This window comes from Gemmata sp., from assembly GCF_051859125.1.
Lineage (GTDB): Bacteria > Planctomycetota > Planctomycetia > Gemmatales > Gemmataceae > Gemmata.
The window spans coordinates 1-23,078 of sequence record NZ_JBHYGG010000025.1; the positions used below are offsets into that span (position 1 = coordinate 1).

Consider the following 23,078-nt stretch of genomic DNA (forward strand, 5'->3'; position numbering starts at 1 on the left):
CAGTCCCCCCGGTACGATTGCAGAGGCACCGGGGGACTGACGCCCCCCGCTCGCCTCGATCGTGCCTCCTGGTCAGCGGCCGACCGGGACCGGCGGCGGGGGCGGGGCCGGAGCGGGGACGACGCCCCCGGCGCCGCCGGCGCGACGGGCCGCGCCTTCCGGGTCCTCCTGGCTGGCCAGCTCGCGCTGGAGCGGGAAGTCCGGGTCCGGCGAGAAGTACTGCGGGTAGTGGCGCTCCAGGTACCGCCCGCTGGGCAGTGTGAGCCCGCCGAACCACGTCTGGCACCCGGTCAGCCCGCAGAGGGCGAGCACCGCGCCGGCAACCCAAAGCCGCTTCGTTCGCATACCAGCCTCCATGCCGGAAGGTGTCCCGTCGCTGCGGGAGTCTCGTTGGTGCCGAAAGTATCGGTCGCGCCGGGCGTGCCGCTTGAGGCGATCGCGGGAAATGTGCGGAGGGGTCCCGCGCGGGCGGAAGCCGCGCACAGTTCGTTGACCCCGGGCGGGTTTGCCCCTAGCATGTGCTTCCGACCCAGGCTCCGCAACCGGGAGGACCACCGCGGATGACCGGCACCCGCCCCGGACCCGTCGCACCCCCGCCCCCGCTCGAGATGCGGTGGGACGCGCGCCGCCCGTTGCCGGCCCGGTGGGTCGTCCCCGAGGGCCGGCGGCCCCGGCTCCCCGCGGTGCCCGCGGAGCCCCTCGACTTCACCGCCGCGATGCGGGCGCTGTGCGACGACGTCGCCAACCGGTGCGAGGCGCTGTGGCACGTCCGCATGTCGCGGGTGCTCGTGTCGTTCACCCCGTGCCGGAACCGGAGCCGGTACGGGCTCCAGGCCCGCGTCACCCCGCTGCGGTTCCGCGAGGGGGCGCTCACCCGCCGCCACGGGCACGTCGAGTACCAGGTCCAGCGGTTCTTCGTGAACGGCCGCGAGATGCTGTACCTGCTCACGTTCTGCCTGCCGCGGTTCCTCGACCAGTGCTTCGAGGAGAAGCTCGTGACGGTGTTCCACGAGCTGTACCACATGAACCCGGCGTTCGACGGCGACCTCCGCCGGCACCCGGGCCGGTACGCGGTCCACTCGCACTCGAAGGACCGGTACGACGAGCAGATGGCGGAGCTGGTGAAGGTCTATTTGAAGGACCACCCGAACGAAGACGTGTTCGCGTTCCTCCGCACGGGCTACCGCGAGTTGTGGGACCGCAGCGGCGGGATCGTCGGCGTCGTGGTCCCGCGGCCGAAGCTGCTGCCGGTCGGGCGACCCTCGGCCCGGGCCGCGGCCCGAAAGAGTGCGGAATTCGGAACGCGGAACGCGGAGTGAGAACCGAAGACGTGTTCGTGTCTTCCGTTCCCCACTCCGCGTTCCGAATTCCGCTCTGTGGTCACTTCTTCGCCAACTGCTCCTCGATCAGCTTCGCGAGCTTCTCGTCGTCGAGCTTCTCGTCGCTGGTCCACACCTTCTTCCCCTCGCGGTCGAACATGACCATGTATGGGATCGCGGTGTAGTCGCCGAGGAGCTTGACGAGCGCCTCCTCGTCCTTCTTCGGGTCAGCGACGATGAAGTTGGGGAACGTCGCGCCCTTGTCCGTGAGGAACTTCACCACCTTGTCCTTCTTGTACTCGTCCTCGTCGCCGTACTTGTCCATGCTGAGGCTCACGCACACCAGGCCCTTGTCGGCGTACTTCTTGTGCAGCTCGACGAGGTGCGGGAACTTCTTGACGCACGGCGCGCACCACGTCGCCCAGCAGTCCACCAGCACAACCTTGCCCTTCTGACCGGCGAACGCCTTCTGGATGTCGGCGGCGCGGGCCTCGGTGACGTCCACCGCCCCGGCCTTGGCGGGTTCGTCGGCCGCGGTCCCGACGACCGCGGCGAGGGTGAACAGCGTTGCGGCGGCGAGCGTGCGAAGGAGCATCGATTGTCTCCGGGGCGGGGAAAGGTTAGAGGGCGGGGGCGGGCTTGGCGAGTTCCTCTTGCAGGCGCGACTCCAGCTCCGGGCTCTCGGGGTGGCCGGTCCAGACGCGCTTGCCGGTGCGGTCGAAGAGCGCCGCGTGCGGGATGCCCCCGCCGAACCCGAGCCGCTTCTTCAGACCCTTGTACGCGGCCTCCTCGTGCTTCATCTGGATGTTCGTGAACGTCGCGTTCTGCTTCTGGAGGAACTCCTTGACCTTGTCGGCCTCGTCCGCGTCGTTGAGGTTCACGGTGACCACCACGAGCCCCTGGGGGCCGTACTTCTCGTTCTTCTCGACCAGCTTCGGGAAGCTCGCCACGCACGGGCCGCACCACGTGGCCCAGCAGTCGATGAGGACGACCCTGCCCTTGGCCGCGTTGATCGCCGTCTCCACGCGCACGTAATCGGAGGCGAGGACGTCCGGGTCGGTGGTCGGGCCGCCGTCGGGGTGCGTCTTCTTCTGGACGAAGTAGCCGACGAGCAGGACGCCGCCGACGAGCAGGGCGAGGAACGTCGCGGGGGAGCGGTCCATTACGGGCCTCGGGGGTGGTGGGGCCGCGGCGGTACGGGGTCATCTTCCGGGAATCCCCACCCGGGTCAATGCCGCGGAGCCCTATTCATGCTTCGGCGGGGCTGCTACTATCTTGAGGTAGGCCCGGGGTAATCTCGGGCGGGCACCCGTGAGCCGCCAGCACATGCCGACGCCGACCGCACACATCCGGAACTTCTGCATCATCGCCCACATCGACCACGGGAAGAGCACCCTCGCCGACCAGTTCCTCCTGAAGACCGGCACCATCTCCGAGCGCGACATCAAGGCCCAGACGCTCGACAGCATGGACCTGGAGCGCGAGCGCGGCATCACGATCCGCATGCACCCGGTCACCATCTACCACGAGTACAAGGGGACGCGGTACGAGCTGAACCTGATCGACACCCCCGGCCACGTCGACTTCAACTACGAGGTGTCGCGGTCCCTCGCCGCCTGCGAGGGCGCGATCCTGCTGGCCGACGCGTTCCAGGGGGTCCAGGCCCAGACCGTCGCCAACGGGTTCCTCGCGATCGAGGCCGGGCTCAAGATCATCCCGACGCTCAACAAGATCGACCTGCCGCACGCCCGGCCCGACTTCGTCATCGGCGAGATGGAAACGGCCGTGATGATCGACCCCGAGGACGTCATGCGGGTCAGCGGCAAGACCGGCGAGGGGGTCGAGGACCTGCTCGCCGCGGTCATCGACCGCGTCCCGCAGCCGGCCGGCGACCCGACCGCCCCGACGAAGGCGCTGATCTACAACTCGCACTTCGACACCTACAAGGGCGTCGTCGTCTACATCCGCATGATCGACGGCACCATCAAGCCGGGCCAGAAGATCAAGTTCATGCGGGCCGGCCGCGAGTACGCGATCACCGAGATGGGCCAGTTCCGCCCCGACATGGTGAAGTGCGACGAGCTGTCCGCCGGGCAGGTCGGGTACTTCACCGCGAACATCAAGAACATCGAGTACGTCGGCATCGGCGACACCGTCACCGACGCCGCGAACCCGACCGCCGAGCCGCTCGCCGGGTACAAAGAACCGAAGCCGATGGTGTACTCCGGGCTGTTCCCGGTGAACAACAACGAGTTCGAGGACCTGCGGGAGGCGCTCGGCAAGCTGAAGCTCAACGACAGCTCGTTCACGTTCACGCCCGAGGTGTCCGACGGGCTCGGGTTCGGGTTCCGGTGCGGGTTCCTCGGGATGCTCCACCGCGAGATCATCCAGCAGCGGCTCGAGCGCGAGAGCGAGCTGAACCTCGTCCAGACCGCCCCGAACGTGTCGTTCGAGGTGCTCAAGAAGGACGGCGAGACGGTCACGCTGCACGGCCCGCAGGACGTGCCCGACGGCGGGCTCATCGAGGAGTTCCGCGAGCCGATCGTCCGCATCAGCTTCCTGATCCCGGCCGCGAACATCGGCGCGCTCATGGGGATGTGTACCGACCGCCGCGGGGTGTTCGTGCGGACCGAGTACCTGAGCCAGTTGCGGGTGATCCTCGTGTACGAGATGCCGCTCGCTGAGGTGATCTACGACCTGTACGACAAGCTCAAGTCCGTCACGCACGGCTACGGCACGATGGACTACGAGGTGCTCGGGTACCGCGGGGCGGACCTCGTGAAGATGGACATCATGGTCCACGGGCAGAAGGTGGACGCGCTGTCGGTGATCGTCCACCGCACGAACGCCGAGCGCCGGGGCCGGGCGATCCTCAAGAAGCTCCGCGAGGAGATCGACCGGCACCTGTTCGAGGTGTCGCTGCAGGCGGCGATCGGGGCGCGGGTCATCGCCCGCGAGAACATCGCCGCGATGCGGAAGAACGTGACCGCGAAGTGCTACGGCGGCGACATCACCCGGAAGCGGAAGCTCTGGTCGAAGCAGGCCGAGGGCAAGAAGCGGATGAAGCAGATCGGGCAGGTCGAGGTGCCGCAGGAGGCGTTCCTCGCGGTCCTCGAACAGGACGAGTGAGACCGGGGCTCGGCGAGCGGGGGCGTGAGCCCCCGAGGCTTCTCTCGGCTCCACCCGGGGGCGCACGCCCCCGCTCGCCCGGCGGGATTCGCACATGGACCACCCCGACGCACCGCCGGCCGCGGACCCGCCCGCCGACCCGCCGCCGGGGGAACTCCCGCTCGCCGACGAACTGCCGCTGCCCGTCCCGGCTCCCGAACCGCTCACGCTCCCGCTCGCCGACGAGATCGGCCCCGCCCCTCTGCCGCTCCCGCCCGGGGTGCCCCCCGCGGCCCCTCCGAAGCCCGAAGCACAACTGCCCAACCCGTACCGCCTGCTCGCGAACATCGCCGCGGTGTTCGTGTCGCTGTTCCTCTTCGTCCGCGTCGTCGCGCTGGAGCCGTTCGGCGTCCCGACCGGGAGCATGGCCCCGGCGCTGCTCGGGAACCACCGCGAGGGGCCGTGCCCCCGGTGCGGCTACCCGGTCCGGGTCGGGGCCCCGGCGGCCGGCGGCAGCGCCGCCGACCAGTACGACTCCGTCGGGTGCCCCAACTGCGGGCAGCGGTTCTCGCTCGCCGACGCGATGAACCTCAACGGCGACCGCCTGCTGGTGGACAAGAACGTGTTCAACCTCCGCCGCCCGCGGCGCTGGGAGATGGGCGTGTTCCACTGCCCGGACCCGGACCCGCGGGAGTACCGCAAGCCGTACGTCAAGCGCGTCGTCGGCCTGCCCGGCGAAACCATTTCGATCCTCGACGGGGAGGTGTACGCCGACGGCGAGTTGCTGCGGAAGGCGCTCGCCGAACTCCGCGAGACCCGGTTCCCGGTGTACGACATGGCGTTCGTCCCCGACCCCGGCGGGTGGAACGCCCGGTGGCTCGCGGACCCGGCCGAGAACGACCCGCGGCTCCCGCCGGCCTCCGACCGCCAGCCCGAGCCCGCGACCGACGCGGTCGTGAGGGGCGGCGAGCTCCAACTCGACGCCGGGCGGCACGCCCAGGCGATCCGCGCCGTCACGTACCGCAACTGGAGCCTCGACGACCGCGAGGAGCAGGCCGTTCGCGTGTGGAACAGCTACGACGGGCTCCGGTCCGTCGGCCGGCTGCCGCTCTCGAAGCGGGCGTTCGAGAAGCTCCCCCCCGCGAACGACTTCTCCGTGTCGTGCGACGTTCAGGTGCTCGCGTCGTCCGAGGACGGGAGCTTCGCGTGCCGCCTCATGGACGGGGCCGACGCGGTGAGCGCCGAGGTCACCGTCGGGGCGCGGGCCGGCGGGCTGGCCATCATCACGCACGAGGGGAAGGGCCCGCTGGAGACGGCCCGCGGGGTGTCGCTCGAGGTCGGCCGCACGCACCGGTTCGAGTTCTCGTTCGTGGACCGCCGCGCGATCCTCGCGATCGACGGCAAGACAGTTGCACCCGCAGTGGACCTGCCGCCGGCCCCGGCCCGCGGCGAGGTCCGGCGGCCGCTCCAGTTCGGCGCACGCGGATCACGGCTTGTGGTCCGCAACCTGAAACTGTATCGGGACGTGTACTACACCCAGTTCGGCGAGCACGGGACGCAGCCGCCGCACGGGGCGCCGGTCACCCTCGGGCCGGACGAGTTCTTCATGCTGGGCGACAACAGCGGGAACTCGCAGGACAGCCGGAAATGGCCGACCCCGGGCGTGCCGGAGGCGGAGTTCATCGGTAAACCATTTCTGATCCACCAGCCGCTGCGGGCCGCCCGCGTGACGGCCGGGGGCCGCGAGCGCCAGTTCCAGTCCGTGGACTGGACCCGCCTGCGGTGGCTGCACTGAGACCCGCAGGTGTCTCGCCCGCTCCCGTTGCGGGAGAGGGCAGCGGGGCTCTGCGAGCGGGTGAGGGGTGAAGCTCTGCGAGTCGTTCCGCTCACCCCTCACCCGGCCGCGAAGCGCGGCCACCCTCTCCCGCAAGGGGAGAGGGGAGGACGAGTCCTTTGCCCGTTGGAATTGGGATGACGGGCCGCGGGCAATCCGCCGGGCCGACGAACGAATAACCGGTGACGTACTCCGCTCACCCGCCGAGGTTCGAGATGCCCGACACCGCCGACCCCGTGGCCGACGAGAAGAAGAAGCCCGGCCCGCCGCGGGACGCGGCCCGCGAGGCGGTCGAGACGGTCGTGTTCGTCGTCGTGCTGGTGCTGCTGCTCAAGCTCTTCGTGACCGAGGCGTTCGTCATCCCCACCGGGAGCATGGCCGAGACGCTCTACGGCTACCAGAAGATCGTGAAGTGCCCGAAGTGCGAGCACGAGTTCCCGGTCAACTCGCACGACGAGGTCGAGGGCCGCGACGGCCGCCGGACCCCGCTCGTCGGGTACTGCTGCCCGAACTGCCGGTACCGCGGGCGGATCGACGACCTCAAGCCCGTCCCGCAGAACAACACCGGCGACCGCGTGCTGGTGCTCAAGCCGCTGTACCACGTCCGCGACCCGCAGCGGGGCGACGTGGTCGTGTTCAAGTTCCCGAAGGCCCCGCAGGAGAAGTACACCGCCCAGAACTACATCAAGCGGGCGATGGGGTTCGGCGGCGAGACCGTGGGCATCTACCGCGGCGACCTGTTCGTCACCCGGTCGCTCGACTACCCGGCCGACGCGACCGACGAGAACGGCCAGCCGCTGTACCCGCGGCCGGCGGACCCGAATGACCTGTGGGAAGACCGGTACATGTACTCGTCGGTGAACCAGGCGAACCCGCTGGCCGCCGGGCTGTTCGACGCGTCCCGCGGGGCCGGGTTCCCGGACGGCCGCGAGGGCGGGTTCAAGATGGTCCGCAAGGGCGAGGCGCAACTGCTGGCCGACCTGCGGCTCGTGTGGGACAACGACCGCCAGCCGACCGAACTCGCGGGCAAGGTGCCGCCCCGGTGGTACGCCGCGCCCGCCGCCGGCGCGAACCCGGCCGCCCCGCAACCGGCCGCCGCGTGGACCGGCGACAGCGCCGCCCAGCCGAAGGTGTTCGGGCACGAGCGGGCCGACCTCGACTGGATCCGCTACCGGCACCTGGCGCGGCCGTGGGGCGAGATGGTCGCGGGCGACGAGTTCCCGGGGGCGGTCGAGCCCGAGGGGCTGGCGAAGCAGATTCCGACGCACGTTGATAACTTCCTCGGGTACAACGCGGGCATGAGCCCGGACGCCGCCGGGCGCATGGGGCCCCGCGACTCGCAGGGGGCCGACCGCCTGTGGGTCGGCGACCTCGTCGTCGAGTGCAAGGCGACGCTGGCCGCCGGGGCCGAGGTGGTGCTGGAGTTGTCCCGCGGGGTGAACCGGTTCCAGGCGACGTTCGCCGAGGGGAAGGTGACGCTGTCGCGCACCGGCCCCGACCCGGCCGAGGCGCCGTTCGGCACCCCGTCGCGGCCGTGCAAGGTAACGGCCGGCGGGACGCACACGCTCCGGTTCGGGAACGTGGACGCCCGGCTGTGGGTGTGGGTGGACGGCCGCCGCGTCGACTTCGGCACCGAGGCCGACTACCAGCTCCCGACGCCCGAGCAGGAGGCCGCGTTCAAGGACGCCGACGGCAAGCCGGACTTCAACCCCGAGGGGTGGACGCGGACCAACGACGTGGACGCGCCCGCGGGCATCGGCGCGAAGGGGAAGGCGACGGTCCAGGCGATCAAGCTGCACCGCGACGTGTTCTACACCCGCCGCGGGAACTCGCCGGCGACGCCGGCGAGCCTGTACTACGTCCAGCCGGGGCACTACATGTGCCTGGGCGACAACAGCGCGCACAGCTCCGACAGCCGCGACTGGGGCACCGTCCCCGAGCGGCTCATGCTCGGCAAGGCCGTGTTCGTGTTCTGGCCCGGGTGGCCGTTCGAGCACAGCCGCATCGGGTTCATCAAGTAAAACCAGAGGACAGAACCTCAGAAGTCAGAAGCCAGATCAAGAAGAGTGAGGTTCTTCGCTTTCTGCTCTTCTGTCCTTTGGGGTTCTGTCCTCTGGTCCGAAGGGCGTGTTCATGGTCACGGGCGAGATCCAGATTCGGGTGCGGTACGCCGAGACGGACCGGATGGGGCTGCTGCACCACGCGAACTACCTGGTGTACTTCGAGCAGGCCCGCACGGAGCTGCTCCGCGACACCGGGGTGTCGTACAAGGACCTGGAGGACAAGGGGTTCTTCCTCGTGGTCGCCAAGGTCGAGATCAAGTACCGGAGCCCGGCGCACTACGACGACGTGCTGACCGTCCGCACGACCGTCGTCCGCACGAGCCCGGTGCGGCTGGAGCACCAGTACCAGGTGTTCCGCGAGGGCGGGACGCTGGTGTGCGAGGCGCTCACGACGCTCGCGTGCGTGGACCGGGCCGGGAAGTTGCAGGCCATGCCCGACTTCCTCGTGCAGACCAAGTAGACCACCCTTTGGGAGGTGCCCGTGCGCCGGATCTGGATCCACGTCGTCCTGCCGCTGGTGTTCTCGGCCGTGCCGGTGCTGGCCGCGGCGCTGCTGTTCGTCGCCATCCCGGCCGACGCCCGGCAGGAGTACCTGCGCCGCGTGGCCGAGACGCCGATCGACTGGATCATCATCGGGCTCGGGTTCTCGCTGTTCGCGGTCCAGGTCGCGTTCTCGTGGCGGGCCATGCGGTGGCGCGACGCGCAGGCCGACTTCGACCACCGGGCCGACCGGTGGGTGAACCACCTGTCGCAGGCCGCCGAGTGGTTCCCGCTGCTCGGGCTCATCGGCACCGTGGTCGCGATCCTCCAGACGTTCAGCTCGATCACCCCGGGCTCGCGGCCGGAGCCGTCCGACATCATCCGCAAGTACGCCCCGGCGATCACCGCGACCGGCGGCGGGCTGTACATGGCGTTCATCAACATCCTGCCCGCGTGGGTCGTCGCCACCGGCCGTGACCTGATCCGCGCCCTGGGCGGGTACGCCCCGGCCCCGGAGCCCGCCCCGGGGGACAAGCTGTGATCCTCTCCCCCCGCAAGTCGGTCACCCGGTTCTTCGTCCCCCTCATCGACGTCCTCATCCTCCTGTTCTGCATCTTCCTCCTGATGCCGTTCGTGAGCGGCCCCGACCCGATCGAGCCCGGCCCCGCGGCCAAGGACAAGGCCGCCGAGGAGGCGCTGCCCGACGAGTCGAAGTTGCTCCAGAGGCTGCTCAAGGAGGAGCGGATCAAGGTGGCCCGCATGGAGCGGGAGAGGTCCGCCAAGCTGACCGACCGCCTCGCCGTGCGGGTGCTGGAGATCGACCCGGCCAGCGGCACGCTGTACTACTACGACCCGGCCCGCGAGGACATCAAGACCGACGCCGACGCCGAGCGGCTGATCCGCAAGCAGAAGGACGCGGCCGCGACCGGCGGGGGTGTGAAGGACGTGTTCTTCCTGATACTCTACCCGAGGCGGGTGCCGGGCCGGCCGCTCAGCCCGTACCCCACCGGGGCGCAGGAGGAGCAGATGAAGCGGTGGTTCAAGGACGTCCCGTTCGGGTTCGACATCCCGGCACTGTCGCCCTGACCGCGCTCGGCCCAAAATTCCAAGCACGAAATTCGAAGCACGAAACGAGTCTGTGGTTCGGTATGTTCGTGCTTCGTTGTTCGAATTTCGAATTTCAGGGCAGAGCCCTGACCGCGAGGCCGCCATGCACGCTCCCCTCTTCGGCTTCCTGGAGGGCGCGGAGAACGCGCTCACGGAACTCGTCTACAACCTGCTGCTCATCGCCGGCGGGTTCCTCGTCGGGTACGTCTTCGGCGGGGTCCTCGCCTGGGCGGTCGGGCGGTACGCGTTCAAGCGCAAGGACACCTACAACTTCAAGGCGGTGGGCCGGCCCGTGGGCGGCGCGGTCCTGGCTCTCATCGTCGCTCTGACCGTGTTGACCGGCAGGGGGAAGCCGATCGGCGACGGCGGCGACGGGAAGGGGACCGCGAGCACCGACCCGAGCGGCAGGACCGGGCCGCCCGTCGCCCCGCCGGACGCCAAGGCCGACCCGAAGGCCCCGTCCAAGGTCGAGATCAAGCCGGCCGACGTGACCCTGCGCGTCACGGTACTAGGCGGCGAGGACGTGGTGAACGAGCGGTTCTACCAGCTCGACGACGACCGCACCCCGAGGACGTTCGGCGACCTGAAGACCGCGATCACCGAGCGGCGCAAGGGCGAGAAGGGGAAGGTGGTCGTCGCGATCCTGTTCCCGGCGAAGAACGCGCTGCCCCGCGAGCACCCGGCCGTCGCGCAGGTGGCGAAGTGGGCCGCCGAGGACGCCGGCCTCGACGTCGTGTTCCCGGCCGTCAGATGAGACAAGGAGAAGGGGAGAAGGGGAGACAAGGAGAAGGGGAGTAAAGACCCGCGCTGGTTTATCGACTTGTCTCCACCTCTCCCTATCTCCCCCTCTTGAACCCGCCGCCCGCACCTGGAACCTATCGCGGTTGAGTCATGGCAATCCCCCTCCCGCCGGACCCGCACACGCCGCAGGTGCTCCTGTTCGGCCACAGCGGGGCCGGGAAGTCGGCCATCCTCGGGGCGCTGCTCAAGGTCTCCGAGACGCAGGGGCCGGCGCTCGGCGGCGAGGTGGTCGAGACGTCCGGCCGCCTCGCCACGATCCGCGACGCCGTGTACCGCGGCACCCAACTCGAACCCGCGTCCGCCGAGTTGACCAGTTACCCCGTGCGGCTCCGGCCGTGGCGCGAGGGCACCCGGGCGCTCGGCGAGTCGGTGACCGTGGTCGTCAACGACTGCTCGGGCCGGGCGGCCGAGTCCCTCATCCTGCACCCCGAGGCGATCCGCGACCCGGCCACCCGCGCCCCGGTGGCCCGTGCCGTCATCGACGCCGACGCCATCGTCCTCATGGTGGACGGCGCGGCCGACGACGACGAACTCCGCGAGGCGTTCGAGGAGTTCGACACGTTCCTCACCATCGTCGCCCAGGCGAAGGTGAACGCCCGCGAGGTCGGCGGGTTCCCGATCTTCCTCGTGCTCACCAAGTGCGACGGGCTGGCCCGGCCCGACGACACGCTCGAATCGTGGACCCGCCGCGTCGAGCAGCGGGCCGACCGGGCGTGGGCCAAGTTCGACAAGTTCCTCAAGGACGCCGAGCCCGACGACGGCATCCCGTCGCCGTTCCTCCCGTTCGGCAACGTGGAGCTGAACGTGATCCCGGTCGCGGTGCGGCACCCGAGGGTGCCCGGCGCTCCGGCCGACCCGGACGAACCGTTCAACGTGGCCGAGCTGTTCCGCGGCTGCTTCGCGGGGGCCAAGGGCCACCGCGACCGGGTGCTCGCGTCGGACCGCCGGCTCTGGTGGACCCTGCGGCTCGCAATGGGGTTCGTCGGCTTCCTGCTGCTCAGCGTCGCCGGCATGCTCGTGTTCCAGCCCCAGCCGACCGGGCCGGACCTCGCCGAGCGCATCCGGTCGTACGAGCAGCACGAACCCGAGGCCGAGGTCCGCCTCGCGTACCCGGCGCTGACCCGGAACAAGAACGTGCTCGCGGGGTTCCGCGAGGAGGCCGGGTTCGGCTCGGTCCCCGACGACCTGCACCGGTTCGTTCTCACGCGGCTCAAGGAGATCGCGGACTACGAGGCGTTCCGCGAGAAGCTCCTCACGTTCCAGGCCCCCGACGACACCCGCACGCTCGGCGACCTGGCCCGCGTCGAGCAGGGGCTCAATGGCGAACTCGCGCTGCCCCCGCACTACGCCTGGGGCCGGACCACGGCGGCCGAGTTGCGGCGCAAGTGGCTCGCCGACGCGGCCGCGATCCGCACGGCCGAGGCCGAGTTCTTCGAGCGGTACCGCGACTTCGTGCGCCGCGGGACGGTCCTCACCTACAGTGCGTCGCTCGGCGGGAACTGGCGGGCCGAGGTCGGCGCGCTGCTGGCCGAGGCCGCCCGGCCCCCGGTCCCGCTCAACGACCCGCTCCCCGGCTCGCCGGCCCTGGAACAACTCCGCGGCAAGTCGGTGACGTACTGGGTGCCGTACAACTTCGAGCGGGTCGATCAGGGCCGGCGGAACTGGGAGTTCATCCGCGACCGACTCGTACACCTCCGTGACCTCGGCGACGCGGTCGGCCTGACCGCCGGACCGGACCGGCCCGAGGCGGTGTTCGTGCTGCCCGAACCGGGGCCGACGGTCGATTCCGCCAAGCTCGTCGGCGACCGGCTGGCGGCGCTCCTGCGGAGCTACCCGCGGGAAACCGAGGACTACAGCGAGTGGCAGTTGCGGAACTTCCGCGACCCGTCGGCCCCCGGTGAACTGGCCGAGCGCCTCGACCGGGCGCTGCGAACCGGCGGCCGGCACGTTCACGCGCTGCTCCGCGAGCGGCTCGGACCGAACCCCGAGCAGAGGGACACCCCGGAGGCGTGGCGGGCGACCGCGGCGGCGCTCGCCGACCCCGCGACGCCGTTCCCCGAGTGGGGCCGGTTCCTGTTCCTCATCGCGAAGGTGCGAGCCGACGGCGCCACCAATCCCGTCGCCGAACTCGCGGCGTTCTTGCACCAGGACAAGTTCGACATGAACCCCGCGGGGTTCGACGTCGTGCTGCCGCTCGACCTCGGCTTGAACAAGGTCGCCCCGAACGGGCCGCTCGCGATCACCGTCGTTCCGCAGGGCGGCCAGCCGACCACCCGCGCGTTCAAGCAGGCCGGCGGCGGGGTGCGCGAGGGGGCCGGGACGAGCTACCGCTTCGCGGCCGAAGGCGACGCGCGGCTGACGTACCGCCCCGGCGACGAGTTCCGGGCGGAGCTGCCGGTGCGGGTCGGAACGCAGGACTGCAAGCTCGTCTGGGAGACGGCCGCGACGCGGGCCTACCAGTTCGACAAGCTCGCTCACGAACCCCGTCTCGTGAAGCCGGGCGGCGGATCGGAACCGGGCACGGGCGTCCGCGTCACCCCGACGGGCGGCTCGCCGGTGCCGCGGCTGCCGGCGCTGTTCCCGAACGTCGCCGCGCGCCCCTAATCGTTGTTGTTCGCCCCGAGAGGATCTACCGTGACGCCCACCATTCGCACGCCGGCCGAGGGCCGCACGATCGCCGTTGTCGGCGACATCTACCGGTTCCTGGCGACCGGCAAGGAGACGAACGGGAAGTACGCGACGTTCGAGGCGCTGGTGCCGCCGGGCGGCGGGCCGCCCCCGCACGTCCACAGCCGCGAGGAGGAGAGCTTCTACGTCCTCGAAGGCGAGGTCACGTTCACGGTGAACGGCGAGCGGATCGTCGCGACCGCGGGCACGTTCGCGAACATGCCCGTGGGCACGCCGCACGCCTTCAAGAACGAGAGCGCCCGCCCGGCACGCATGATCATCTCGGTCGCCCCGGCGGGTGTGGAGGAGATGTTCTTCGAGTTCGGCGTCCCGGTCGCGCCCGGCGCACAGACCGCACCGCCCCCGACCGAGGCCGAGATCAAGAAGCTCATCGAGATCGCGCCGAAGTACGGCATCACCCTCCTGCCGCCGGGGCACTGACGCCCAATGGCACTTGGTTTGTGTTCTGTAGCTGGCCTCTGTGAGGCCGGCGCGTCTGGAACTCCGTGCGCGTCCGGGGTCACAGACCCCGGCTACAACTTCAAGACAAGTGCCGTCGGCCGCTCACGCGGCGAAGAACTTGTCGCGCCAGTCGTCGGGGAGGTAGTCGCGGACGTGGCCCCAGAGGCCGAGTTCGTGCAGTTCGTCCTCGACCGCGTCGGCGGTCGGCGGGACCACGCCGCGGGCCACTTCGAGCAGGATGCACTCGGCCATCACCCGGCGGGCGCGGCTCACCTGCTTGCGGAACGCCTCCGGCGAGAGCAGGTGCCGCGAGCGCTCCGAGGCGATCCGGGCGAGCGCCGGCGAGTCCGCGTCCGGGAACTCGGTGAACACCCGCAGGCACGTGTGGCACAGGTTCCCCGGCGACTTCCGCTCGCGCTGCTCCAGCTCCCGCCACACCTTCCCGAGCAGGCACGACTGCCACTCGGACGTCATCGCCCGGTCGGCCGCGGACTCGGCACCCGCGTCGGCGTGCGCGTCCGAAACCAGTTCCGACGCGGCGTGCCGGCCGCGCTTCCGCAGGTGCGTGACGGCGGCGTTCCGGGCGATCACCTTGAGGTAGTCGCGGAACCGGCCCGAGCCCGACGGGCCGGGCCACACCGCGTCCACGCCGCCGCGGTTCAGCAGGTTCAGGAGGATCTCCTGCACCACTTCCTCGGCCTCGTCCGGGCTCCGCAGGATCGCGGTGAGGTAGCCGCGGACCGCGTTACCGTACCGCACCACGAACCGCTCGGCGTCCTGGAGCGTGGCGACGTGCGTGGAGATCTGGTCGAGGCGGATGCCGACAAGCGGCGAGTCGTCGGGTGGCGTCACGGGTTTCCTCCCGCGGCGGCGGGGGGCGGCACGGCCCGCTCGTGGACGGTGCGGTCCTCGCTGCCCGAGACGAGGGTCTTCCCGTCGGCCGAGAACGCCAGCGCGTAGATCTGGCCCGTCTGACCCGTGAGCGGCGCCGGGAACGGGAGCTGCGCTTCGGTGTCGAACAGGTGGATCAGGTCCGAGACGCTCAGCGCGAGAACGCGGCCGTCGGGCGACAGCGCGACGCCGGCCGGCTCGGTGTTCCCGGTGTTCACGCGGGTGCCGGGGGTGAACGCCACGGGCCGCGACAACTCGACGGCGTCCTCCGCCGAGAACGCCATCAGGGGCTCGTTCCTGGCGAACGCGACGCACGGGCCGAGCGTCGCCTGCGTGACCAGGAGCGTCCTGGCGTGCCCGCCGGTCTCGGCGTCCCACACGTCGATGAACGGTTGCGATCCGTGCGCCACCTTGACCGCGGCCGCGAGGGTCCGACCGTCCGGCGCGAAGCTCACCCCGCGGACCTGTTGCGGCGGGCGGTCCTTTGGCTGCGTCAGGTCGCGGAGGTGCTTCCCGTCGCGGACCCGCCACACCCGCACCCGGCCGGGCCGCGACGCCCAGCCGTCCGAACTGGCCGCGAGGTACTTCCCGTCGGGCGAGAACGCCACCGACACCACGTTCCCGCTCGCGTCGCCGGTGAACTGCGAGTCGGCGAACGGTACCTCTTTTTGCCCCGCGGTGCTCCACACGCGGAGCCGGCCCGAGCCCGAGAACCCGCACGCGAGCAGGGTGCCGTCCGGGCTGAACGCGACCGCGTTGCACGAGTCGTCGCGCCACTTCCACCACACCTCGGGCGCGTCCCCCGCGGTGCGGTCGTAGAGCTTGACCCCGCCGAGCTTCTCCGGCGCGTGCGCCTCCGCCAGCCCGACCGCCAGCCAGCGGTTGTCGTCGGAGATCGCGACGCCCAAAACCCCGACGCGGCCGCCGACCCTCCGCACGGGGACGAGAACGGGGGCTCGGTGCGGGTCGGGCTTCGGGTCCCCGCCGTCGGGTCCGACCCCCGCGGTCGTGGGGCCGAGGGCGCGAACCGCGAAGTACCCGCCGGCCCCGGCGGCCGCGAGGAGCGGGAGGCCGAGGAGCCACCGCCGCGTCCGGAGCGGGCGGGCCGGTGTGACCGCGTCGGTGGGCGTCCCGCCCCGGCTCGGTGGGTCCGGGAGCCAGACGGCGGTAGACGCATCCCGGTCCATGACCGGCCGCGACGGGTGGGGCGTGTTCGGACCGTTGAGGTTGATGGGCGGTGTCGGCTCGCGGGCGAGGATCGCGTCGAGGTCGGCGAGCAACTCGGTCGCGGTCTGGTACCGCTCGGCGGGCTTCTTCTCCATGGCCTTGCGGACGATCCGGGCGCACTCCTCCGGCACCCCCGGGACGACCGCCCGCGGGTCCGGGACCGGGTCGTTGCAGTGCGCGAACATGACCTGGAGTTCGTGCTCGCCCTTGAACGGGTAGCGGTTGGTCAGCAGCACGTAGTACGTCGCGCCGAGCGAGTACACGTCGGACCGGGCGTCGGCCGGCTCCGCGTAGCACTGCTCGGGGCTCATGTAGTGCGGGGTGCCGATGGCCCGGTCGCCGGTCAGCGTCGGGGCGTTCCCGTCCACGGCCCGGGCCAGCCCGAAGTCGGCGACCTTCACGGTCCCGCTGGTCGAGATCAGGAGGTTGCTCGGCTTGATGTCGCGGTGGACGAGCCCGGCGGCGTGGACCGCGTCGATCCCCCGGCACGCCGCGGCGACGATGGCGGTGGCGACCCCCGGGGGCAGGGGGCCGTTCCGCTCGACGTAATCGGCGGCGCTCATCCCGGCGACGAGTTCCATCACCAGGAACGGGGAACCGTCCTGCTCACCGAGGTCGAAGATGGGTACGCAGTGCGGGTGGATGATGCGGGCCGCGGCGCGGGCCTCGCGGAGGAACCGGGCCGGGTCCGCCGGACCCTTGACGAGCTTGACGGCGACCGTGCGGTCCAGGGCCGGGTCGCGCGCCTCGTACACCACCCCCATGCCGCCCCGGCCGAGTTCCCGCACGACGACGTACTTCCCGATGTGGGTCATGGGCGTGGCGGTGTGGGTGGGGAGTCCCCGTCTAGCGTACCGCCCGCGTCGGGGTCGGGAAAGCCCCGGTCCGGGTTCGCCCGGTCAATCCCCGGAGTTGGCACCGCACTTGCAGAACATCAAGAACCGCGATTTGCCCATCGCACCGCACCCGGAGATCGCGAAATGGACCCGTTCCTCCTCTCACTCGTCGTGGTCCTCGGGATCGTGGGCGGCTCGGCGCAGATGCGGCCCCCCTCGGGCGGCGGCCTCGGGCGCTTCCGGCGGCTCCGCAACCCCTGGCAGAACCACTTCAGCGTCGCGTGACCCGTCCCGCGGCCCGCTGCGCGCCGGGTGTGCTCATACAATGAGGGCACCCGCAGCGGAGCCGTCACCGTGTCCGACCTCAGCCGCTTCTCGGTTTCGCTCGAAGCCGATCTGCTCGAAGCGTTCGACACGTACGTCCGCGACGGCGCGTTCGCGACCCGCAGCGAGGCGATCCGGCAGCTCCTCCGGCAGACGCTCACCCGCGACGCCTTCGAGGGCGACGCGACGCCGGTGACCGCCACGCTCACGATCGTCTACGACCACCACCGCCCGCACCTCGTTGAAAAGCTCCTCGAACTCCAGCACCAGCACCCCGGCCAGGTCGTCGCGTCGATGCACGTCCACCTCGACCGCGACCGGTGCCTGGAGGTGATCGTCCTCCGCGGGGCCGGCGGCGACCTTCGCAAGCTGGCGGCGGCCCTCCGCGGGCTCAAGGGCGTCCACACCGGCGAACTCACCCTGGCCGGCTCGTCGGCCGGCGGGGACGGCCACGACCACCCGCACCCCCACGACCACCCGCACCCGCACCACCCGTAACGCACCCGTTCGGAGAGGCCCCGCATGCCCAGCCGCGCCGCCCTGTTCGACTTCGACGGCACCCTCGCCGACAGCTTCACGGCGATCACCGCGAGCACGAACCACGTTCGTGAACTGTACGGCCTGCCGCCGCTCGCCGAGGCCGAGGTCCGGGTCCACGTCGGGTTCGGCCTCGACGACCTGCTGCGGAACCTCGTGCCCGTCGCCCCGACGGACGAGGCCGTCGCCAAGTACCGCGTCCACCACCAGACGGTCATCCACTCGCTGACGCGGCTCATGCCGGGCGTGGGCGAGGCGGTCCCCGAACTCGCGCGCCGCGGCTACCGGATGGCGGTGTGCAGCAACAAGAAGGTCGAGTTCACCCGCGACCTCGTCGCCGGGCTCGGGCTCGGGGCGTACTTCGAGGCGGTCCTCGGCCCCGAGGACGTCGGCGACCGGCCGAAGCCCGACCCGGCGATGCTCGTCGAGGGCTTGAAGCGGTTGAGCGTCGCCCCGCACGAGGCGGTGTACGTCGGCGACATGGGGATCGACGTGCAGACCGCACGCGCCGCGGGGGTGCCGGTGTGGATCATCCTGGGCGGGGCGTCCGGCCGGGACGACGTGACGAAGACCGACCCGGACCGCATCCTCCCGCACTTCGCGGAAGTGCTGGACCACCTCCCCGCCGTGCGGGGCTGACCGCTCCGTTCCCTCCGGAGGCCGGCAATGTTCGCCCTCACCGCCGTGCTTCTCGCCGTGCAATTGACCGATGTACAGTGGGCCGCGCTCCTCGCGAGTCCGCGGGTGTCGTCTCCGGGCTCGGCCGACGGCACCGGCGTCGTGGTCGGCACGAAGGACGGGTTCGGGTACGTCCTGACCGCCGCGCACGTCACGCAGGGCGACCTCGTCGAGTTGAAGTTCACGTCGCGGGCGAGCTACCCGAAGGTCGCGTGGTTCGGCGACGGTGCCGAGGTCGTCGCACGCTGGCCCGACCCCGACGTCGCGCTGGTCCGGTTCCCGCTCCGCGGCCACGCGCCGTCGGTGGTGACGCTCGCACCGGCGCTGGACCGCCCGAAGCGGTTCCCAGTTGGTGCCCTCGGCATCGGGATCGGCGGCGGGCCGGCCGCGACTTCGGTTCCGAACGCCATCGTCGGGCGCGAGTACGTGAAGCGCGAGGGGAAGGGCGGGGCGTTCTTCTGGCGGACCGAGGTGCCCCCCGAGGCCGGGCGGTCGGGCGGCCCGCTGCTCGACGCCGCGGGGCGCGTCATCGGGATCGCCGTCGCGACGCGTGGCGGGGCCGGGTACTACGCGCACCACGACGAGATCGTTGCCGCACTGAGGCGGGACGGCTACGGGTGGCTCGTGACGCCACGCAAACCATGACGCGCACGTCCGGGCCCGAATCGGGCGGAAATTCCGAATCGGGGTATTCTCCTCGCGCTCGCGGGGGTATACTCTTTTTTGAGTCATCATGTTCCGCGAGGCCGCCCATGCGTAAGTTCCTGCTCGCACTCCCCGTCGTCGCGGTCGCCGCGGCCGCCGGGCTTCTGGTTTCTGGGGGCGGCAGCCTCTGGGCCAGCCCCGCGCCCCTGGCAGCCGCACCCGCACAGCAGACGGCCCGCGCCGAAGCGGCCGCGAGCGAAACGGACGTCGCGTCGTGGATCGAGACAAAGAAGGCGGCCAAGCCGAAGCCGAAGAAGTCCGCCCTCAGGCCGTGAGCCACCCGAGCCTGTCGGGCCTTTTCCGCTGCGGACGGTGATCCATGCCCCTCGGCACGCGCGACCCGGGTGCCGCCCACAACGTGTGGGCGGCAGGCGGGTCTCTTCTTTTGGCGATCGTGGCACTCGCCCCGTGGCCGTTCGGCACCGTGACGCCGGGATGGCAGTTCGTCCTCGCCCTTGCGGTCCTCGCGCTGCTCGGCCTGTGGGCCGCGCACGCGGTCCTCACCCGCCGCGTCTCGTACACCCCCGATGCCCCCTCGACGTGCCTCCTCGGGCTGGTGGTCCTCACCGCGTGCCAGCTCGTGCCCCTCCCGGCGTCCGTTGCCAGCCTCGTCTCACCGGCCGCGGCCGAGTGGCACCGCACGCTCTACCCGGCCGCGACGGAACTCCTGCCGGGCGAATCGCCCGCGGACGCCCCGCAGTCCCCCGCGTGGGTGCGGCTGTCGATGTCCCCCGCGAGCACCCGCGACCTCCTCGCCGGCCTGGTGCTGCTGTTCCTGGTCTACGCCGCGGCCCGCAACTTCGTCGCCGTGCCCGACCCCAAAGAGGCGCTCCGCAAGCTCGCCTGGGTCGGGTTCGCCGCGGGCGTCGCGCTGTCGCTCCTCGCGCTGCTCCAGACCCTCTCGGGCGACCGGTCGCGCGTGTTCTGGTCGGTGCCCGTCGGCTCGCGGCCGTGCGGCCCGTTCGTGAACAAGAACCACTTCGCGTTCCAGATCAACCTGTTCCTCGGGCTCACCGGCGGGCTGTTCGTGTCGGTCGCGCACCGGGACCGCGGGTGGCGGTCGCCGGCCGGCCTGGGGCTGCTGGGCGGCGCGGGCCTGATGGCCACGGCGCTGGCGTTCAGCGAGTCGCGGGGCGGGATGATCGCGGCCGTCGTCGCCGCCGCGGGGGTGGGGGCTGTCGCGTGGCTCCGGGGCCGCGGCGACCGCGACCGCGATCGCGACCCCGGGACGCGTGCCGGGCTGGTGCTGGGGCTCGGCGTCGCCGCGATCACGGGGGTTCTCGTCGCGTGGCTCGGGCTCTCCGCCGTCGTGGACCGGCTCGCGACCCTCGGCGGCGAGAACGCCGACAACCGCAGCGCCGACTGGCGCGCGGTCTGGCCGCTCGTCGAGCGGTTCCCGCTCGCGGGCGTCGGCGGCGGGGCCTTGATCTGGGCCGAGCCGACCGTCCGCACCCGGTCCGACGTCCTGTACGCCTTCAACACCGTCGACAACGAGTACCTCGAGGCGCTCGTCGAGGGCGGCATCGGGCGGCTCCTGCTGACGCTCGGCCTCGCGCTCGCGGCGATCGGAACGACCCTCCGCGGGTACGCCCGGACCCGCGACCCGGTGCTGCTCGGCTGCACCTTCGGACTGACCGCGGTGGCGTGCCAGAGCGCCGGGGACTTCGGCCTGCACACGCCGAGCGTCGCGATCACCGCGGCCGTCGTGACCGCGTTCGCCACCGCCCGCAGCCGCAAGCCGGTCGATCGCGATGGGGACGCGGCCGGCCCCGGGCGGCCCCGCACCCGGCAGCGCCGCGGGCTGCGCGACTGGGTGCCGCGGCGCGGCGAGTGGGTGTTCACCGGTGGCTCGGTGTACGGCGTCGCGTCCCTGGTGCTCGTCGCCGGCCTCGCGGTCACGCTCACCCAGTGGCGGCTCTTTCGCGCCATGACGTTCCGCGACGCCGCCTCGCAGTTGCTCGCCGTCGGCGGGCCGACTGCCCGGGAGGACGCCGTACGATTGCTCGACGCGGCGGCCCGCACCAGGCCCGACGACCCGGTCGCGCACGAGTTGCTGGTCCAGGCGCACCTGTCGAGCGCGATCGAGGAACAACTCCGCGCGACCGCGGGGGTGGTCGGGGGCGTCGTGTTCGCCGACCCCGCGGACCACCTCCCCGAGGGCGACCCCGGCGGCCACGTCTCCGCCGCGCTCCGGGCGGCCCGCAGCGCCCGCGCGTGCCAGCCGCTCAGCCCCGTTTCGCACGTCGCGCTCGGCACCTACTCGCGGCTGTTCGCGAACTCGGAACCGCCCGCGGTACACTTCGCACGGGCCAAGAAGGTCGCGGCGTTCGACCCGGACGTGTGGTACGCCAGCGGTCGTTCCGCGGCGGCCGCGAACGACTGGCCCGCGGCCGCCGCCGACTGGCGCGAGTCGCTGGCGCGGTCCCGCAAGCGGCTCCAGCCGATCGTCGCGCTGGCCGGTTCGGGCCTGACGCCGGACGAGGTCCGCACGCGGATTCTTCCCGACGACCCGGACGCTTGGCTCGCCGCCGCACCGTACCTGTTCGCGCCGTCCGACGACGCCGGCCGCGAGCGGTGGTACGGTGCGATTGCGTCGCGCTGCAGCACCGGCCCCGAACCGGACACGCTGCCCGGCTACTTCGCGTGGACGACCGCACTCGAACACCTCGGCGACCGCGACGAACTGCTCCGCGTGTGGCGGAAGGTCGCGGACCGCTTCCCCGAGAGCGTCCCGGCCCGCAGCGGCCTGGCGGCCGCGCTGGAGGACGACGAGTTGTACGACGAAGCGGTCCCGGTGCTGGAGTGGCTGATCGCGCAGAAGCCCGATAGCTCCGAGTTCCGGCTGCGGCTCGAAGCGGCCCGGCACGCCCTGAAGTTGAAGGCGGAGATCGGTGGGCCGTAGGCGTGCGGTCACGGCCTGGGCGGGAACACGCGGACCTCGTCGCCGATCTTGAGGCGGGCGATCGCGGCCGGGTCGGCGACGAGCAGCAGCTTGTGCCGGGTGCCGTCCCCCTTGCTCTCGGCCACCGGCGCGGCGAACTTCCACGCGCCCTTGTCACCGGCGCCCACCTCGACCTTCGCACCCGGCTTGATCCCGCGGGCGAGGTCGGTCGCCTCCCACTGCACCGACACGGTCAGCGCCCCGGACAGCATCTCGACGTCGTTGACGACCGCCGGAAGGCCGCTGGCCGCGAGGCGCTCGCGGTGCTTCGCCTGTTGACCGGCCTTGATTGCCTCCAGCCCCTTCGCGTCGAGCAGCTCCACCGCGAACCGCCTGGCCTCGCCCTTGTCGAACCGCGTCTGGAACAGCACCACGTCGCCGACCTTCAGTGCCGCGATGCCCTCGGGCCTCTCGCCCTTCCACACCTTCGTGCCGCTGCCGACGCGGAACGACTCCTTGAACTCCTTGTCCTTCTCCTTGCGGGACAGGTCGAGGGTGCCCGCGGCCGCGTCCAGCGCGTCCACGGTCCACCACCACTTGTGCCCGGACATCAGCTGGATCTCGTCCTGCACGGCCCGCGGGTACGCCCACTTGCCGTCGGCGTCGTGGTACACGAACAGCATCACCGACTGACCCGGGTAGTAGTCGGTCAGGTCGCCCCACGAGTCGCGGACCCGCAGCTCGGTGTCGCCGCGGACCGGCACCTCGACCTCGTCGCCCTTCTTGGTCCGCACCGTCATCGTGCGCCGCTCGGCATCGACCTTGAGCACCTCGACCCACGCCCGCGGCATCTTGCCGAAGTACGGGCCGTTGAATTGCGGCTTCGGGAGCTTGGCGGGTTCGTCGGCGGTCGCGGCGGTGACGACGAGGAGCGCGAGCTCGCACCCGCAGGTGAGGCGACGCATGGGGGATCTCCGGCGGAAGGGAAGCGGGGCGGGAGGTGACAGTGTAGCCGGGGTGCGGGCGCGTGAACACGCCGGCCCTTCGGCCGGCGTGTTGCTCGGTGGAATCGTTCGCCTCACGCGGTCCGCCACGGAGGGCGGCCCCTACAAGCCAAAGGCAATCTGTCTGGTAGGGGCCGCCCACCGTGGCGGCCCG

Annotated in this window: 22 protein-coding genes; 16 read left to right on the forward strand and 6 right to left on the reverse strand. The window is 71.4% G+C overall.

Annotation, left to right across the window (positions count from 1 at the left end):
- Positions 1-72: 72 nt before the first annotated feature.
- Positions 73-345 carry a hypothetical protein gene (locus ACTIGN_RS03905; RefSeq protein ID WP_439621491.1) on the reverse strand — a complete coding sequence of 91 codons (273 nt, stop codon included), beginning with the start codon at positions 343-345 and terminating at the stop codon, positions 73-75.
- A 215-nt stretch (positions 346-560) separates the two neighbouring features.
- On the opposite strand from ACTIGN_RS03905, the gene ACTIGN_RS03910 reads away from it, so the two are divergent.
- Positions 561-1,319 (forward strand): hypothetical protein, encoded by a 759-nt coding sequence (locus tag ACTIGN_RS03910; RefSeq protein ID WP_439621492.1) that lies wholly within the window; start codon positions 561-563, stop codon positions 1,317-1,319.
- Positions 1,320-1,380: 61 nt separating this feature from the next.
- On the opposite strand, the gene ACTIGN_RS03915 is transcribed toward ACTIGN_RS03910, so the two are convergent.
- Complete coding sequence (locus tag ACTIGN_RS03915) at positions 1,381-1,914, reverse strand: TlpA family protein disulfide reductase (protein ID WP_439621493.1); 534 nt, start codon at positions 1,912-1,914, stop codon at positions 1,381-1,383.
- A 25-nt stretch (positions 1,915-1,939) separates the two neighbouring features.
- Positions 1,940-2,482, reverse strand: coding sequence for a TlpA family protein disulfide reductase (locus ACTIGN_RS03920; protein WP_439621494.1), 543 nt, complete (start codon positions 2,480-2,482; stop codon positions 1,940-1,942).
- 163 nt (positions 2,483-2,645) lie between these two features.
- Here ACTIGN_RS03920 and lepA point away from each other — a divergent pair, with 163 nt between their 5' ends.
- From lepA to ACTIGN_RS03965, 9 genes are all read left to right on the forward strand, one after another.
- A complete protein-coding gene (lepA, locus tag ACTIGN_RS03925; RefSeq protein ID WP_439621495.1) occupies positions 2,646-4,448 on the forward strand; it encodes a translation elongation factor 4 in 1,803 nt (600 codons plus the stop codon).
- A gap of 94 nt (positions 4,449-4,542) precedes the next feature.
- Entirely contained in the window at positions 4,543-6,222 is a 1,680-nt protein-coding gene (locus ACTIGN_RS03930) for a S26 family signal peptidase (protein ID WP_439621496.1), read from the forward strand.
- A 254-nt stretch (positions 6,223-6,476) separates the two neighbouring features.
- Positions 6,477-8,282: a S26 family signal peptidase gene (locus ACTIGN_RS03935; protein WP_439621497.1), complete on the forward strand. Its 1,806-nt coding sequence runs from the start codon at positions 6,477-6,479 to the stop codon at positions 8,280-8,282.
- Positions 8,283-8,394: 112 nt separating this feature from the next.
- Complete coding sequence (locus ACTIGN_RS03940) at positions 8,395-8,784, forward strand: acyl-CoA thioesterase (RefSeq protein WP_439621498.1); 390 nt, start codon at positions 8,395-8,397, stop codon at positions 8,782-8,784.
- 21 nt (positions 8,785-8,805) lie between these two features.
- Positions 8,806-9,345: a MotA/TolQ/ExbB proton channel family protein gene (locus ACTIGN_RS03945; protein WP_439621499.1), complete on the forward strand. Its 540-nt coding sequence runs from the start codon at positions 8,806-8,808 to the stop codon at positions 9,343-9,345.
- Positions 9,342-9,890, forward strand: a complete 549-nt coding sequence (locus tag ACTIGN_RS03950) for a hypothetical protein (protein WP_439621500.1) — start codon at positions 9,342-9,344, stop codon at positions 9,888-9,890. Before ACTIGN_RS03945 ends, ACTIGN_RS03950 begins: the two co-directional genes overlap by 4 nt.
- 124 nt (positions 9,891-10,014) lie before the next feature.
- Positions 10,015-10,665 carry a hypothetical protein gene (locus ACTIGN_RS03955; RefSeq protein WP_439621501.1) on the forward strand — a complete coding sequence of 217 codons (651 nt, stop codon included), beginning with the start codon at positions 10,015-10,017 and terminating at the stop codon, positions 10,663-10,665.
- A 137-nt stretch (positions 10,666-10,802) separates the two neighbouring features.
- Entirely contained in the window at positions 10,803-13,316 is a 2,514-nt protein-coding gene (locus tag ACTIGN_RS03960) for a hypothetical protein (RefSeq protein ID WP_439621502.1), read from the forward strand.
- A gap of 30 nt (positions 13,317-13,346) precedes the next feature.
- Positions 13,347-13,820 carry a cupin domain-containing protein gene (locus tag ACTIGN_RS03965; protein ID WP_439621503.1) on the forward strand — a complete coding sequence of 158 codons (474 nt, stop codon included), beginning with the start codon at positions 13,347-13,349 and terminating at the stop codon, positions 13,818-13,820.
- A 123-nt stretch (positions 13,821-13,943) separates the two neighbouring features.
- Here the strand turns inward: ACTIGN_RS03965 and ACTIGN_RS03970 are convergent, their stop codons facing one another.
- Together ACTIGN_RS03970 and ACTIGN_RS03975 are read right to left on the reverse strand one after the other, a co-directional pair.
- On the reverse strand, positions 13,944-14,693 hold the full coding sequence (locus ACTIGN_RS03970) for an RNA polymerase sigma factor (RefSeq protein WP_439621504.1): 750 nt from the start codon (positions 14,691-14,693) through the stop codon (positions 13,944-13,946).
- Positions 14,690-16,774 carry a WD40 repeat domain-containing serine/threonine protein kinase gene (locus ACTIGN_RS03975; RefSeq protein ID WP_439621505.1) on the reverse strand — a complete coding sequence of 695 codons (2,085 nt, stop codon included), beginning with the start codon at positions 16,772-16,774 and terminating at the stop codon, positions 14,690-14,692. The genes ACTIGN_RS03970 and ACTIGN_RS03975 overlap by 4 nt, the downstream gene beginning before the upstream one ends.
- A gap of 165 nt (positions 16,775-16,939) precedes the next feature.
- On the opposite strand from ACTIGN_RS03975, the gene ACTIGN_RS03980 reads away from it, so the two are divergent.
- The 6 genes from ACTIGN_RS03980 to ACTIGN_RS04005 all read left to right on the forward strand — a co-directional run bounded on the left by ACTIGN_RS03980 (position 16,940) and on the right by ACTIGN_RS04005 (position 21,941).
- The gene (locus ACTIGN_RS03980; protein WP_439621506.1) at positions 16,940-17,080 is read left to right on the forward strand and encodes a hypothetical protein; all 141 of its coding nucleotides are present in this window, start codon (positions 16,940-16,942) and stop codon (positions 17,078-17,080) included.
- Between the two features lie 69 nt (positions 17,081-17,149).
- Positions 17,150-17,617, forward strand: a complete 468-nt coding sequence (gene nikR, locus ACTIGN_RS03985; RefSeq protein ID WP_439621507.1) for a nickel-responsive transcriptional regulator NikR — start codon at positions 17,150-17,152, stop codon at positions 17,615-17,617.
- A gap of 24 nt (positions 17,618-17,641) precedes the next feature.
- Positions 17,642-18,295 (forward strand): HAD family hydrolase, encoded by a 654-nt coding sequence (locus ACTIGN_RS03990; RefSeq protein ID WP_439621508.1) that lies wholly within the window; start codon positions 17,642-17,644, stop codon positions 18,293-18,295.
- Positions 18,296-18,322: 27 nt separating this feature from the next.
- Complete coding sequence (locus ACTIGN_RS03995) at positions 18,323-18,979, forward strand: S1 family peptidase (protein WP_439621509.1); 657 nt, start codon at positions 18,323-18,325, stop codon at positions 18,977-18,979.
- Between the two features lie 107 nt (positions 18,980-19,086).
- Complete coding sequence (locus tag ACTIGN_RS04000) at positions 19,087-19,314, forward strand: hypothetical protein (RefSeq protein WP_439621510.1); 228 nt, start codon at positions 19,087-19,089, stop codon at positions 19,312-19,314.
- Positions 19,315-19,358: 44 nt separating this feature from the next.
- The gene (locus ACTIGN_RS04005) at positions 19,359-21,941 is read left to right on the forward strand and encodes an O-antigen ligase family protein (protein WP_439621511.1); all 2,583 of its coding nucleotides are present in this window, start codon (positions 19,359-19,361) and stop codon (positions 21,939-21,941) included.
- A gap of 8 nt (positions 21,942-21,949) precedes the next feature.
- On the opposite strand, the gene ACTIGN_RS04010 is transcribed toward ACTIGN_RS04005, so the two are convergent.
- Positions 21,950-22,885 (reverse strand): hypothetical protein, encoded by a 936-nt coding sequence (locus ACTIGN_RS04010; RefSeq protein ID WP_439621512.1) that lies wholly within the window; start codon positions 22,883-22,885, stop codon positions 21,950-21,952.
- Between the last annotated feature and the right edge of the window lie 193 nt (positions 22,886-23,078).